Annotated in this window: 12 protein-coding genes; 2 read left to right on the top strand and 10 right to left on the bottom strand. The window is 58.1% G+C overall.

Going from position 1 to position 14,969, the window contains the following annotated elements:
* The first annotated feature begins 61 nt into the window (after positions 1-61).
* Entirely contained in the window at positions 62-1,678 is a 1,617-nt protein-coding gene (locus tag M2366_RS10105; protein WP_259269626.1) for a peptide ABC transporter substrate-binding protein, read from the top strand.
* Positions 1,679-1,749: 71 nt separating this feature from the next.
* Here the strand turns inward: M2366_RS10105 and M2366_RS10100 are convergent, their stop codons facing one another.
* From M2366_RS10100 to sixA, 3 genes are all read right to left on the bottom strand, one after another.
* Complete coding sequence (locus M2366_RS10100; protein WP_042039813.1) at positions 1,750-2,652, bottom strand: DMT family transporter; 903 nt, start codon at positions 2,650-2,652, stop codon at positions 1,750-1,752.
* Between the two features lie 215 nt (positions 2,653-2,867).
* Positions 2,868-3,074 (bottom strand): DUF1107 domain-containing protein, encoded by a 207-nt coding sequence (locus M2366_RS10095; protein WP_042039812.1) that lies wholly within the window; start codon positions 3,072-3,074, stop codon positions 2,868-2,870.
* Between the two features lie 117 nt (positions 3,075-3,191).
* Positions 3,192-3,671, bottom strand: coding sequence for a phosphohistidine phosphatase SixA (sixA, locus tag M2366_RS10090; protein WP_224430445.1), 480 nt, complete (start codon positions 3,669-3,671; stop codon positions 3,192-3,194).
* 162 nt (positions 3,672-3,833) lie between these two features.
* On the opposite strand from sixA, the gene M2366_RS10085 reads away from it, so the two are divergent.
* Entirely contained in the window at positions 3,834-6,608 is a 2,775-nt protein-coding gene (locus tag M2366_RS10085; RefSeq protein ID WP_259269625.1) for an insulinase family protein, read from the top strand.
* 310 nt (positions 6,609-6,918) lie between these two features.
* Here M2366_RS10085 and M2366_RS10080 read toward each other — a convergent pair whose 3' ends face one another.
* The 7 genes from M2366_RS10080 to guaB form a co-directional block, all read right to left on the bottom strand.
* Entirely contained in the window at positions 6,919-7,566 is a 648-nt protein-coding gene (locus tag M2366_RS10080) for a thiopurine S-methyltransferase (RefSeq protein ID WP_259269624.1), read from the bottom strand.
* A gap of 205 nt (positions 7,567-7,771) precedes the next feature.
* Positions 7,772-9,118: a leucine-rich repeat-containing protein kinase family protein gene (locus M2366_RS10075; RefSeq protein WP_259269623.1), complete on the bottom strand. Its 1,347-nt coding sequence runs from the start codon at positions 9,116-9,118 to the stop codon at positions 7,772-7,774.
* A gap of 293 nt (positions 9,119-9,411) precedes the next feature.
* Positions 9,412-9,867: an ASCH domain-containing protein gene (locus tag M2366_RS10070; protein ID WP_259269622.1), complete on the bottom strand. Its 456-nt coding sequence runs from the start codon at positions 9,865-9,867 to the stop codon at positions 9,412-9,414.
* Positions 9,868-10,066: 199 nt separating this feature from the next.
* The gene (locus M2366_RS10065; RefSeq protein WP_259269621.1) at positions 10,067-10,279 is read right to left on the bottom strand and encodes a DUF6434 domain-containing protein; all 213 of its coding nucleotides are present in this window, start codon (positions 10,277-10,279) and stop codon (positions 10,067-10,069) included.
* 101 nt (positions 10,280-10,380) lie between these two features.
* Positions 10,381-10,794 (bottom strand): DUF2513 domain-containing protein, encoded by a 414-nt coding sequence (locus M2366_RS10060; RefSeq protein WP_259269620.1) that lies wholly within the window; start codon positions 10,792-10,794, stop codon positions 10,381-10,383.
* Positions 10,795-11,543: 749 nt separating this feature from the next.
* The gene (guaA, locus tag M2366_RS10055) at positions 11,544-13,133 is read right to left on the bottom strand and encodes a glutamine-hydrolyzing GMP synthase (RefSeq protein ID WP_259269619.1); all 1,590 of its coding nucleotides are present in this window, start codon (positions 13,131-13,133) and stop codon (positions 11,544-11,546) included.
* Between the two features lie 83 nt (positions 13,134-13,216).
* Entirely contained in the window at positions 13,217-14,680 is a 1,464-nt protein-coding gene (guaB, locus tag M2366_RS10050; protein ID WP_042039799.1) for an IMP dehydrogenase, read from the bottom strand.
* Between the last annotated feature and the right edge of the window lie 289 nt (positions 14,681-14,969).

Below are 14,969 nucleotides of genomic sequence, written 5' to 3'. Positions count from 1 at the left end.
TTCCCCATGGATATCGCACACTGGGGTCGCTTTGGAAGCATAAAAAACATAAGGATATTCAATGAAGAAGACCCTCATTGCAGGGGCTGTGCTCGCCCTGTTCTCACTGCCGGCCCTGGCGGCTCAGGTTCCCTATGGAACCAAGTTGCTCCCCCCTGACCAGCAGACCTTTGTCCGCAACATCGGCGCCGAACCCGCCTCCATCGACCCTCAACTGGTGGAGGAGAGTTCCGGTAGCGAAATCGTCAACGACCTGTTTGAAGGCCTCTATACCGTGGATGCGGATGGCAAGCTCAAACCCGCTGGCGCCCTGGGTTACGACATGGATGCCAGCGGCACCGTCTATACCTTCAAACTCAGACCCGATGCCAAGTGGTCCAACGGTGAACCCGTGACGGCGGCAGACTATGTCTATGGCTGGCAGCGGGCGGCAGATCCCAAGACGGCCTCCAACTACGCCTGGTTCATCGAGCTGACCGGGGTGACAGGCGCGAGCGAGGTGCTGGCAGGCAAGCAGCGTCCGGATACCCTGGGGATCAAGGCCATCGACGAGCATACTCTGCAGATCACCCTCAAGGCCCCGGTGCCCTTCTTCCTCAAGACCCTCTCCCACTACACCACCTTCCCGGCCCCCAAGGCGACCATCGCCAAATACGGCCAGGAGTGGGTCAAACCGGGCAATATCGTCTCCAACGGCGCTTTCATGCTCAAGGAGTGGACACCCAACGAGCGGCTGGTTGCCGAGCGCAATCCCAACTACTGGGACAACGCCAATACGGTGCTCAACAAGGTACTCTATCTGGAGATAGTGGCCGATACCGCCGCCTATAACCGCTATCGGGCTGGCAGCCTGCACTACACCAGCTATCCCCTTGAGCAGTATCCCATTTTGAAGAAGTCGACCCCGGATGAGCTGCTCAACGTGCCTATCCTGGCCAGCTATTACTATGTGTTCAACACCCAGCGCAAACCTTTTGACGATCCCCGGGTGCGCAAGGCGCTCTCTCTGGCCATCGACCGTGACACCATCACCGGCAAGATCCTGGGCCAGGGGCAGATCTCCGCTTACAGCTTCACCCCGCCCATCGTTGACGGCTTCGAACTCAAGAAATCGACCAGCGAGCTGATGAGCAAGGAGGAGCGGATCAAGGAGGCCAAGGCGCTGCTGGCCGAGGCTGGTTATGGCCCGGACAAGCCCCTGAATGTGGATATCCTCTACAACACCAACGAGGGTCACAAGAAGATAGCCCTGGCCATCTCCTCCATGTGGAAGCACAACCTGGGCGTCAAGTCCGAGCTCAACAACATGGAGTGGAAGACCATGGTGTCGACCCTCAACGAGGGGGACTTCACCGTGAGCCGCTACTCCTGGAATGGCGACTACAACGATGCCTCCACCTTCCTCGACATCATGACCTCCAGCAGTTCGGCCAACAGCGGCAAATGGGTCAACAAACAATATGATGCCCTGCTCGCCCAGGCCCATAATTCACAAGATCCGGCCGAGCGTAACCAGCTCTACCAGCAGGCCGAAGTGATCCTCGACCAGGAGGCTCCCATCGCCCCCGTCTACTTCTATGTGAAGTCCCGTCTGCTCAAGTCCTTTGTGAAGGGCTACCCCTATCACAATCCGCAGGACTTGGTCTATTCGAAGGACATGTACCTGGTAGCCCAGTAACGGCTCAACCCCGGGTTGACCCTGATACGACACAGCCCCGCATTGCGGGGCTGTTGTTTTAGCGGGCCAGACTAGAGCAAGGGCGCGGCCTTGCGACTGACGATGGGTTTGACCATCAGCTGGGCAACCAGCACCCCGAACAGGGTGAGGCTGCCGCCGACCAGATGATAGGGGGTGAGCGTCTCCCCCAGCAGACTGACCGCCAATAGCGCCGTCATGATGGGTAACAGGTTCATGAAGATAGCCGTGCGGTTGGCACCAAGGCGCGAGATGCCCTGCATCCAGAGCCAGGGGGAGAGGGCCGAGGTGGGGATGCCTGCGTAGAGGATGAGCCAGAGCGCACGGCTATCGGGCAGGGTGCCGTCGCTTAACAGGAAGAAGGGGGTGAGAAACAGCAAGCTGCACAGCACCTGGCCATAGAGCATGGTCCAGCTATCCAGTCCAAGCTGCCAGCGCTTGAGCAACACACTGTAGAGGGCATAGGTGAGCGCCGACATCAACATGTAGAGGGAACCGGCCTGAACACCCTGATGAAGCAGTTGGGCGGGATTGCCCTGCCCCAGCAGCACCAACAGACCGAGCAGGGAGATGAGACCACCGAGCAGGGCGCCCCAGCTGGGTCGTTCATGCAACACCCAGGCGCTGAGCAAGACCGTCAGCAGCGGCGTCAACCCCATCATCAGGCCAATCTCGGTCGCCCCCAGGGTCTGGGCCGCGTAGTAGCCAAAGGTCTGGTTGAGCACCATGCCAAGCAGCGCCAGCATGGCCAGCTTGCCAAAACCGGCCTTGATCCGGGCTCGTTGCCGCCAGGCGGAACGAGCGAGAAAAGGGGTCAGGATCAAGGCGGCCACCAACCAGCGGGACCAGGCCATGGCCGCCGGCGACAACAACCCTACCGACAGCTTGCTGACGATACCGTTACCGGCCCAGATGGCCATGCAGGAGAAGGGAAAGAGAACCGCCAATGGAGGCATGATGTGTGACACCCAGTTAAACAGGCGCTCATTTTAGGAAGCCCTGCCCATGGTGCAAGCGCTATTTCATCCGGTGTGGTGGGATCCGGACTCATACAACCGGGCCATCATGGCGACCGTGCGGTCCAGACAAACCTGGCGAGCCAAGGCGGAAACAATCAGACCCTCCGGGGAGGGTCTGGGCTGCGCATCGCAAAAACGGACTGACAACACTATCAAGCCGCGTCCATGTGCAGACGACCTATCATGGCATTGACCTCGATCACCGTCTGACGATGAGGCAAGTCTGCTTGATTTGGCATCATTAACAGCCCGGACTGGAAGTCGAAGCGGCCACGGCCATGGATATAAATGCGCCCCTTGAAGAAAGTCTTGACGTGCTTTGCCACCATCAGCGGCAGGTATTTTTTAAATACTCTCATCGTTGCAACCTCTATGCAGTTGTACCCGTATGACAGCAGTTTCTGCGAAACGGTTCCCTGAAAAATGAATATTCATCCATGAACAACAAGCTCAAACACTGAAAAAACCAAATGTTATCAGATTGTTTCGAGCGGTATTGTATGAGGTCCTGACAACCAGAGCAAGTTGCCTTTGTCCTCTTTCCATTCGATACAAGCCAGCCCCGAGGTCGCAAACATGGGCGCCCCTGCTGCCGGACTCAGCATCTGTACCAGATAACCCACCAGAGGCAGATGGCTCACCATGAGGATGCTGTCATGCTGCTCGGCCAGGGCGGTGAGATAGCTGGCCACCAGGGTAGGATCACCGTAAGGAGTGATGTCGCCACTCTCCTCAACCTTGCTCGGGGTTGGCAGCACCTGGCTGATTGTCTGCCAGGTCTGACGCGCCCGCAGGTAGTTGCTGTGAATGACCAACCCAAGGCCCGCGTCCAATTGAGGAGCCAGCCAGCGTGCCATGTGCAGTGACTCGGCAATCCCTTGTTCAGTCAGGGGACGCTGTTCATCGGTTTTCGCATTCATGCCAGCCTGGCCATGACGCATGATATAAATCTTCATTACAACCTCACCCTGTCGGGCCTGTTTTAACGGCGGGGGGATCTTACCCCGCTCTGCATGGGGAAACAATTGCGCTACCTCTCAGAAAAGGGTTTGCCCATCCTCTATCCGAGGTCGATAATCATCTTTAAATTCAAATAAATCCAACATGAGTCAGCGCCGATGAGCCCCTACGCCAGCCCGAATGACCACAGGCAATATCACTATCTGGAGCTGGCCAACCGGCTCAAGGTACTCCTCATTTGCGACCCTGAGACCGATAAATCGGCGGCCTCGCTGGCGGTCAATACCGGCCATTTCGACGATCCGAGTGATCGTCAGGGCATGGCCCATTTCCTCGAGCATATGCTGTTTCTTGGTACTCGTACTTATCCCAAACCGGGCGAATACCAGCAGTTCATGAGTCGCCACGGCGGCAGCAACAACGCCTGGACCGGCACCGAGTTCACCAACTTCTTCTTCGACATCGACAATGACTATTTCGAACAAGGGTTGGCGCGCTTTTCCCAGTTTTTCATCTGCCCCACCTTCGCACCCGAATGGGTCGATAAGGAGCGCAACGCCGTCGACTCCGAATATCGGCTCAAGCTGATGGATGATGTGCGTCGCAGCTATCAGGTGCACAAGGAGACGGTCAACCCGGCTCACCCCTTCTCCAAGTTCTCGGTCGGCAATCTCGACACCCTGGCGGATCTGCCTGGGCGCAGTTTGCACAGTGACCTCATAGGGTTCTACGAACAGCACTACAGTGCGGATCGCATGGCTTTGGTGATGCTCTCTCCCGAGTCTATTCCTGACCAATTAACTTGGTGTGAACACTTCTTCGGCCCCATCCTGGATCGCAATCTGGGGATCCCGACCGTGGATGTGCCCCTCTATCGACTCGAGGATCTGGGACTGTGCATCGAACAGACCCCGGTCAAGGAGAGCCGCCGCCTGAGCCTCACGTTTCCCCTGCCACCTGTCGATGCCTATTACGACAAGAAGCCGCTTACCTTCCTGAGTCACCTCATCGGCTACGAGGGGGATGGCAGTCTGCTCTCCCTGCTCAAAGAAAAAGGCTGGGTCAATCAGCTGGCCGCCGGTGGCGGGGTGAGCGGCAGCAACTTCAAGGACTTTGGCATCAACTTCGGCCTGACCCCCATGGGGGTTGAGCATGTGGACGACATCATCACGCTGCTGTTTGGCTACCTCAAGCTCGTCAAGCAAGAGGGGTTGGCCCCATGGCGATACGAGGAGAAGCAGCGGGTGCTCGAATCGGCATTCCGCTTCCAGGAGCGCGGCAAGGCGCAAGATACCGTCTCGGGGCTGGTGCTCAATCTCTTCATCTACCAGCCACAAGACTTGCTCCATGGCGACTACATGATGCGCGAGTATGACGAGGCGCTGATCGCCCGCCTGCTCGCCAAGCTGACCCCGCATAACCTGAGGATGACCCTCATTGCCCCCGAGCTTGCCACGGACCGCCTCGCCCGCTGGTATCAGACCCCCTACAAGGTGAGCCTGATACCGGAGGCGGACAAGATCCGCTGGCAGCAGAGCGAACCCGATGCCGCCCTGCGCCTGCCCGAGCCCAATCCCTTCATCGCCACTCGGCTGGAAGCCAGGGTGCCAGCGCTGGCCACCGACTTGCCCACCTGCCTCATCGACAGGCCAGGTTTTCGACTCTGGCACCTCCATGAGCACCAGTTCAGCGTGCCCAAGGGCAACCTCTACATCGCCATCGACAGTGAGCATGCGGTCAAGAGCCCGCGCCACATTGCCATGGCGCGGCTCGCCGTCGAGCTATTGTGCGATCACCTCAACGCCCTCACCTACCCGGCCGAGCTGGCGGGGCTGGGTTACCAGATGTATGCCCATCAAGGGGGCTTCACCATCACCCTGAGTGGTTTCTCCGACAAGCAGGCGCTGTTGCTCGACATGATCCTCGCCAATCGCACCCTGGGCTATCCGGATCCGGCGCGCTTTGCCGCCATCAAGCAGCAGCTCATCCGCAACTGGGAGAATCAGGCCAAGACCAGGCCCATCAATCAGCTGTTCAACCAGCTCACCAGTTTGCTGCAACCCAACAATCCCCCCTTCGAGCAGTTATTGCGTCACCTGCGCGAGGTCGAGATTGATGAGATGCCAGCCTTCGTGCAACAGCTGTTCAGCCAGGTCCATGTCGAGACCCTGGTACACGGCGACTGGCAGGAGAGCGAAGCCCTGGCCCTGGCCGCTCTGCTCGAGCGCCACCTCGCCCCTTATAGCCAGCCGAGCGCGGAGACCCGCCGTCCCCTGATCTCCATTCAGGACAGGGGCACCCTCATTCGCGAGCATGGTTGCGAACACGAAGACTCGGCGCTGCTGGTCTACTACCAGTCCCGCACTACCCGCGCCCGGGATCTGGCCTGTTTTACCCTGGCCAACCACATCATGTCCTCCACCTTCTTCCACGAGCTGCGCACCCGCCAACAACTCGGTTATGTGGTGGGGGCCGGTAATCTGCCCCTCAATCGCCATCCCGGCCTCATCTTTTATATACAGTCGCCGGTGGCCGGGCCCCAGGTGCTGCTCGATGCGGTGGAGGAGTTCATCGATCTCTTCCCGCTGGCCATGCTCGAATTTAGCGAGCAGCAGTGGCAAGAGAGCAAGCGCGGCCTGCAGGCCCAGCTGTCCGAACGCGATGCCAACCTGCGCAGCCGTGGCCAGCGCCTCTGGGTCAGCATAGGCAACAAGGATCTCGGCTTCGATCAGCGCGAACAGGTCTGCGAGGAGGTGGGCAACCTCAGCCGCGCCGATCTGGTGCGCTTTATCACCCAGTTGCGCTCACGTACCTCGGACAGGTTGATCCTCTGCAGCTATGGCCTGGGCCATGAGCACGACGAGCGCATCACCGGCCAGTTCATCGACGATACCAGCGCCTTTCGCCTCAATGCCCTGACCTTCGAGGCCTGATCCCGCTGAGCCGCTGGACGCCCGACCAAGAAAAAGCCGACCCAAGAGGGTCGGCTGGAAATACCACCATAAAGACGACCTGGGTCGCCAAACGTGAACATGAGCGTGAAAATCAGGCACTGGGGCGAGTCGGCCTGGGCCATTGCCAGCAGTGATTGAGAAACAGGATCATCTTACTCACAACCTGTACTGCCCCGTTGATCTACATCAAAAGAGCTAAAAAAGAGGGGGCATGGTCCAGGACCTTGCCCCCTCTTCTCGTCAATCTGCCTGCCAGATCACAAAGCGGCCATCTGTTCGCAGAGATGACTCAACCACGACGGGTCAGTCGATAAGCCACTTCATCAAAATAGGAGAGCTGACCTGCCATGACCCTGGGGTGATCCTGTTCGCTGCGTCTGCCCAGCACCTCGACCCTGAACGTTCTTTCAAACAGGGCGCGCACCGCCAACTCCCCCACCGAGAAAGGAGGTTGCTCCTGCTGTTCGGGCTGATACTCCAGGGTGATGAGCAGCACCTCCCCCCCCGCCACCATCAGGCGCGCCATCAAGTCGGCGTAATCCTGGCGCATGGCAGTGGGCAAGGCGATGAGCGCTGCCCTGTCATAGGCGAGCCGATAGCGGTGATCCAAGGATGCCGCGGCGAAGAAGTCACCCTGATGAAGGGCTATCTCGCCACTCAGATGGCGCCGGTAAGGACCCAGCACATCTTGCTGGACGCCAAGCCCCTGCTCCTCAAAGAACTGGCTGACGGCAAGCTGCGATAACTCGAAGCCATGCACGGCATGGCCCTGACGGCTAAGCCAGACCATGTCGGCAGACTTGCCACAGAGCGGCACCAACACAGGTCCCTGCTCGGGGCTGCCCTGCCAACAATCTTGCAGGAAGGGATTCACATCTGCCTGATGAAATCCGATCCGGTTCTCTTCCCAACGCTTGTGCCAGAATGCGGCTTCCATCACTTCTCTCCTTCTCTCGATAGCGTTTTACTATCACCACTTAGGGCAACGGGTGCAAGCGCCATGGCCCCGCAGATCCCCTTTTTACAAGTCAAACGATGGCGAAATAAAAACGCCGCCGGCGTCGTTTTGACAGTGAGTGACGCGCCCTGAAGGGGTTGGGCAATCCACCCATAAGCTTCCATGGCGCCCGCCACAATGGATATCAGGCATACGTCTGGGCACTCAACATTGCGGCCTGGCTAGCGGCCTCTATCTGCGCCCTGACGTGCGCAAAGGAGGGCCGTAACGCCAGTTCATCAACCAAGCAGGCTTGCACCAATTGCTGAAGTGGCAACAGCACGGCGGCCTCGACGTTGCTGCGGGCAACCAGCTCCTCGAGCAGGCAACCAAAGGCCCTGATCTCTATCCGCTCCAGCCGGGCAGCCAGCACGCCGCTTTCTCTGTCGTAACAAGAGGCGGCGCCAAAATCCCCGAGCAGCACCCGCCCCTGCTGACCATGCAACAGGTTGTGACCATAAAGATCCCCGTGCAGGATCCCTCTTTCATGGAGGTGCTGCGCGGCAGAAGCCACGCCCTGCGCCATGGCGATCAGGGCGGCCGGGGTGAGCGACAACCCTGCGGGGTAGACGTCGCGGGTGCAGGAGTCCAGGCTAGGCGGCCCCGCCAGATTGACAAAATCGGGGTCTATCAGTGTCATCACCAACGCCGGTATGCCGGAGGGGTGACTGCCGACTCGGCCCGTTACCCCGATGAGATGGGGATGCCTGCCTGCGGCCAGGGAGACCGCCATCTCGCAGCGAGGCAGGCCATCGCTGGTCACGGCCCCCTTGAACAGCTTGACCGCCACTGCCTTCGTTCCTTCATCCGTATCAAGCTCTGCGCGGTGGATAACGCCAGATGCCCCCTGCCCCAGTTGCTCCCCCAGCGTCAACGCCTGCCAGGGGATCTCGGCGGCGGTTGCCCTGTTGCCAAGCTGGTACTCCCATTCATCGGCAAAGGGATTGCCTGCATAGGCCAGCCAGGCGAGGCGCGGCAAATCGAGCAACCACTCGGGAAACGCCTCCAGCCGGTTGGCGGCGATGCGCAGCAGTTCCAAACGGCGGCAGTTGCCAAGGCTCGCTGGCAGCTCTTGCAGCCGGTTGCCCGCCAGCATCAGCTTTTGCAGGGCGGCGCATTGACCCAATGTGTCGGGAAGCCGTTCAATGGCGTTGTCGGTCAGAATAAGCCAGCGCAGTGTGGTGGGCAGTGATTTCGGGGATACCACTTCGATCCGGTTGGCCTTGAAACCCACCATAGTGAGCGACGGGCAGCGTCCCAACACCTCGGGCAACTCGGTAAAGCGGTTCTCGGAGCAGAAGAGGATACGAAGCCGTTTGCACTCGGCCAACTCATCGGGCAGTTCGCTCAGCTGGTTGCCGGTCAGATCCAGCACCTCCAGGGTCTCTTTGAGGCTGAGGATCTCGGGGGGGAAAACCGCGAGGTTTTCACAAAGCTTGAGGTGGCGGGCGCCGCCAAGCTCACCCGCGCGCAACTGTTCCAGGGTATGCATAGCCGTTTCTCAAATATTGGTGACCCAGCCTGATGGCGCAACGTTGCCATCAGAGCGCGCCGAACCTGCGTCCAGCGGTTTTAAAGGGGGGCATTATAGAGAATTCGGGGCGCAGATCGTCCCTTTTGTTCCTTTGGTAACGGGGCATGGCGATCAGTAACACCACCCCCATCGGATTGACGAAACACCTAGGCTGCAATAAACGCAGTCCATTGCGCCGTTTTCAAAGCGGCTTTTGGGCAAGGTATAAGAAGCCAAATTAGCGGTGCGATTCACGTTGTTCACTTGAATTGTTAGGCTGTGCTTGCCGGGAATATGCACTCAAACTCTTGAAAGACGACAGGCATGTCAGGCTGAGGCGCATAGCCAGTTCCTTGGAGTTCATGATGGTAATAGTCCCAGTGAGCCTTGTACCACCAGTCGAGGGAGCCATCCCCCTCACCTTCAACGCTTGCATGAGTCTCAGTGATCTCATTGAGCGGCAAGATATGCACTTTGATTGTGCGAATAATGCATACGGCCTTACCGTTCCAGTCCGTCACGATATTCAGATCGCCAATCTGGGGCAACGCCTCATCGCTGCTTTCAAATGACCACAATGATGGTGATGTTGCGCGTTTTTTACCGGTCAAGACTAGCTGAGCACATTCATTGGCGTCCGGCTCGTTGTCGCAGAAATGCCAAGCTGCGGGTGCATCGGTGGAGGATCGTGAAGGCGCGGGCTGGCGAGCAAGGTAATCGTCCCACATGAGCTTTATTGATGGATGCATAAGAGTGTCTTACCTGCCTAACGTCAAGTGAACCGGCAGAGCGGAGCCAGCCTGCCGGCGGAGCGGTTTGCAGTGGGCGTAAAATTGCGAAGCAATGCTCCATTGCAAACTGTCCAGTTAAACGACTGGTTATGCGGCACATTGGCCCACTACGGAGAACCTCAACCAGACGTTTTCGCTACTTTTGCTTTCGGCGTAGCCACTCTGCCGCGACCTCGCCCATTGTCTTGGGCTTTCCATTCTTTATCCAAGCCATAAATTCACGGTCAAATTTAAAACCGGGACCGCATGAATCTATTAAAAATCGGCGTACGTTCTGTGTGTTCCGGTAGGTATTGGTCACCGGAGTTTTAATTGTGATTTGATCACGATGCCAGTCGAAATTGTTCATTCCTAGCTCCTGACTCTCCATGCCGCATAACGTTCAAAATTACCGGACTGCGCGTTTTTTAGCGCAAGTCCGGTGGATTGTAGGGGTGGGCATCATTGTGATCACTCGAAGGCACTCTTTAGTGCAAGCGTTCCTAATGCCTTGATTGCATCAAAGGTTAATTCAATCCCCTTTGTTTTCGCTGTTGCCTTGATATTCTCCCAGATGGTGGCCGATCTCATCGTGTCAAGGAGGTCATGTCCGGCCATAGTAAGCCTGGGGCTGTGAAGGCCGTAGCTGAATAATCCGTCTGCAGATCGGATTAGTTGCAGGCCATCGATGTACCCAGAATTAACTAGCAGTTCCAAGTGCCCAAATATCCGCCCTTCGATGGCCCGATACTCATTCAACTGCTTTTCGTACACGGGAAATTCCTGATCTTTCCACGCGGGTTCCGGTGGAATATCAGCGAATAAATCGTTTTCCTCTTCAACATCGGTAAGTTGCTTGCGGATTAGGTCCCAGTCTCTCTTCATTGTATGCATTTCCTACCAGTGCGATGTTCTGTTGATGCCCAACAGTGATGAGATGGAAGGCGGTATGAATCCGATAGCAGAACCTTCCGCATAACTCCGCCCCACCTTCATTATCGCCACAAAAACCATTTTTAAATCATAATCTTATAAAATAGATACGGGTATCTGACCGCATTCGCCTCTATCCACAGCGGCCCCCACAGGCGCTTTGTATGCTCGCGCCATTCCCGAATCCGCAGGGCAGCCTCCCGTTTGTGGCTTGTGAGCCACGCGATCTCTCTGACCTGATTCATAGGCGACTCCAAAGAGGCCATATCCAGACGGATATCCTAGCGAGTGAGAGAGACAAGAAAAAGCGGAAGGTGTGCGTTTCCCAAGCCAGATCAAGAAATTACCCCATCTTGGGGGGCACATCAGCAGCTCGCATCACCCTCTTGCATCAATATGGAGCATCCAAGCCGCGGGTATCCGGATCCATTGCCTGTATCGCTCCTGACGGACAGGGCTTGCTACCCTCCCCTGTCCGGAAAATAACAGTCTGCCGCCATATGCGGATGCGATAGATGAGGCTCTGCCGATCGACTCGGGAACTCACCGCGACAACCTAGGTAGCACAGTCCTCAACCCCTGTGCCCGAGGCAAAATTTTCTCGCAAACGATTGAAAAAAGAAAAGACGCCTCAAGGGCGCCTTTTTGACAATTTTGCGTTATCGGCAGGGAGAGGCGCTAGCCGCTTATTCCCGCTCCTTTTATTCCCACTCAATAGTGGCAGGCGGTTTGCCGGAGACGTCGTACACCACGCGGGAGATGCCGTTGATCTCGTTGATGATGCGGTTCGACACCAGGCCGAGGAAGTCATAGGGCAGATGAGCCCAGTGAGCGGTCATGAAGTCGATGGTCTCGACGGCACGCAGGGCAATGACCCAGTCATACTTGCGACCATCGCCCATGACGCCGACGGAGCGCACCGGCAGGAACACCGCAAACGCCTGGCTGACCTGGTTGTAGAGGTCGGCCTTGCGCAGCTCTTCGATGAAGATGGCGTCGGCTTTGCGCAGCAGTTCGCAGTACTCTTTCTTCACTTCGCCAAGCACGCGCACGCCCAGACCCGGGCCCGGGAACGGATGACGGTAGAGCATGTCATAGGGCAGCCCCAGCTCCAGACCGACCCGGCGTACCTCGTCCTTGAACAGCTCGCGCAGCGGCTCGACCAGACCCATCTTCATCTCGGCCGGCAGGCCGCCGACGTTGTGGTGAGACTTGATGACGTGGGCCTTGCCGGTGGCGCTGGCGGCGGATTCGATCACATCCGGATAGATGGTGCCCTGGGCCAGCCATTTGGCGTTTTTCAGCTTCTTGGCTTCGTCGTCGAACACTTCCACGAAGACGCGGCCGATGGCCTTGCGCTTGGCTTCCGGCTCGTCAATGCCCTTGAGGGCCCCGAGGAAGCGCTCTTCGGCATCGACCTTGATGATCTTGAGACCAAAATGATCGCCGAACATCTCCATCACCTGGGTGCCTTCGTTCAAACGCAGCAGGCCGTTGTCAACGAACACACAGGTGAGGCGATCGCCGATGGCGCGGTGTACCAGCATGGCGACCACGGAGGAGTCGACGCCGCCGGACAGGCCCAGGATCACTTCATCCTCACCCACCTGCTCGCGGATGCGGGTCACGGCGTCATCGATGATGGTGGCCGGGGTCCACAGGCATTGGCAACCGCAGATGTCTTTGACGAAATGCTCGAGCAGACGGGCACCCTGACGGGTGTGGGTCACTTCCGGGTGGAACTGGACGCCATAGAAGCGCTTGGCCTCATCGGCCATGGCAGCATGGGGGCAGGTCGCCGTCTGGGCAATGGTGGTGAAACCGGCCGGGATCTCGGTGACTTTGTCGCCGTGGCTCATCCAGACGTCCAGCAGGGCATGGCCGTTGGGGGCGATGGCATCTTCGATGTTGCGCAGCAAGGCGCTGCTCTGACCGGACTGACCCAGCACTTCGACCTGGGCATAGCCAAATTCGCGTTCGGTGGAGGATTGCACCTTGCCACCGAGCTGTTCGGCCATGGTCTGCATGCCGTAGCAGACACCAAACACCGGCACGCCGGCGTTGAAGACATAGTCAGGGGCACGGGGGCTGCCCGCCTCGGTCACGGACTCGGGGCCGCCGGAGAGGATGATGCCGTTGGGATTGAATTCGCGGATCTGCGCTTCGGTGACATCCCAGGCCCACAGCTCGCAGTAGACACCGATCTCACGGACACGGCGGGCGATAAGCTGGGTGTACTGAGAACCGAAATCCAGGATCAGAATACGGTGGGCGTGAATATTGTTAGTCATTTTATTCCTGCATCAGGCTGATGTTGTAACAAAAAGCATGGGGATAAAAAATGGTAGCGAAACGGGGCCGAGGCCCCGTTTTATCAGCCCATCCGGTAGTTGGGGGCTTCTTTGGTGATGGTCACGTCATGGACGTGGGACTCTTTCATCCCGGCGCCGGAGATGCGCACGAACTCGGCCTTGGTGCGCATCTCGTCGATGGTGGCGCAACCAGTCAAGCCCATGGAAGAGCGCAGGCCACCCATCTGCTGATGGATGATCTCCTTGAGGCGACCCTTGTACGGCACTCGCCCTTCGATCCCTTCCGGCACCAGCTTGTCGGCGGCATTGTCGGTCTGGAAGTAGCGATCGCTTGAGCCCTTGGACATGGCGCCCAGAGAGCCCATGCCACGGTAGGACTTGAAAGAGCGGCCCTGGTAGAGCTCGATGTCACCGGGCGCCTCTTCGGTACCGGCGAACATGGAACCCACCATGACACAGCTGGCGCCCGCGGCGATGGCCTTGGCCACGTCACCGGAGAAGCGGATGCCGCCATCGGCAATCACGGGGACACCGGTGCCTTCCAGCGCTTCAACGGCATCGGAGATGGCGGTGATCTGGGGCACGCCGACACCGGTCACGATGCGAGTAGTACAGATGGAGCCAGGACCGATACCGACCTTGACGGCATTGACGCCGGCGGCGACCAGCGCCAGGGCGCCAGCGGCGGTGGCCACGTTGCCACCGATGATCTGCAGCTCGGGATAGGCATCGCGGGTCGCCTTGATGCGATCCAGCACGCCCTGGGAGTGACCGTGGGAGGAGTCAATCAGCAGCACGTCCACACCGGCCTCGACCAGGGCGGCGACGCGCTCTTCGTTACCTGCACCGGCACCGACGGCAGCGCCAACCCGCAGGCGGCCCTTCTCGTCTTTACAGGCGTTGGGTTTGCGTTCGGCTTTCTGGAAGTCCTTGACGGTGATCATGCCCATGAGTTTGAAGTCGGCATTGACCACCAGCACCTTCTCGATGCGGTGTTTTTGCATCAGGGCAACCACCTCTTCACGAGGGGCCCCTTCACGCACCGTCACCAGACGATCTTTTTGGGTCATGACCTGTTCAACGGTCTGGGAGAGATCGATCACGAAGCGCACATCACGGCCGGTGATGATGCCGACCAGCTGGTTGCCGTCAGTCACCACGGGGTAACCGGCGAAACCGTTCTTGTGGCTCAGCTCTTTGATCTGGGCAATGGTCATGTCGGGACGCACGGTCACGGGGTCGGAGACGACACCACTCTCGTACTTCTTGACCTTGCGCACTTCGGCAGCCTGCTGCTCGATGGACATGTTCTTGTGAATGAAGCCGATACCGCCTTCCTGGGCCAGTGCGATAGCCAGACGGGCTTCGGTCACTGTGTCCATGGCAGCGGAAATCATCGGAATATTCAGGGAGATAGCAGACGTTAGCTTGGTACGCAAATCGGCTGTATTAGGAAGAACAGTGGAGTGTGCTGGAACCAACAATACATCGTCGAAGGTCAGCGCTTCTTTGGCAATCCTGAGCATGGCAATATCTCACCGTTGAGGAGTGGGGGTGGAAAATATTGCCGACAAATTTTACTCATGGTTTACCGGTTGGTAAAGAAGTATTTTTTAATTTTTTGTGGCACAGCCCGCTTTTAGCGCGCCAAACAGGCAAAACTCTCACAAATTCAGTCATAAAATGGCCCTTTTTACCTCGAAATAATGTAACGGCGCCATCCATCGGCATGGCCTGACTTTTTCAAGGCTGGCATAGGACACACTCAGTACCCTCCCCCGACACTTTTGGCCACAAGGGGTCGAATGGAGCGCT

The organism is Aeromonas sp. BIGb0405, assembly GCF_024807335.1.
Classification (GTDB): domain Bacteria; phylum Pseudomonadota; class Gammaproteobacteria; order Enterobacterales; family Aeromonadaceae; genus Aeromonas; species Aeromonas rivuli.
Note: the sequence above shows the minus strand (reverse complement) of the source record. Positions and strands in the feature narration are given on the sequence as shown.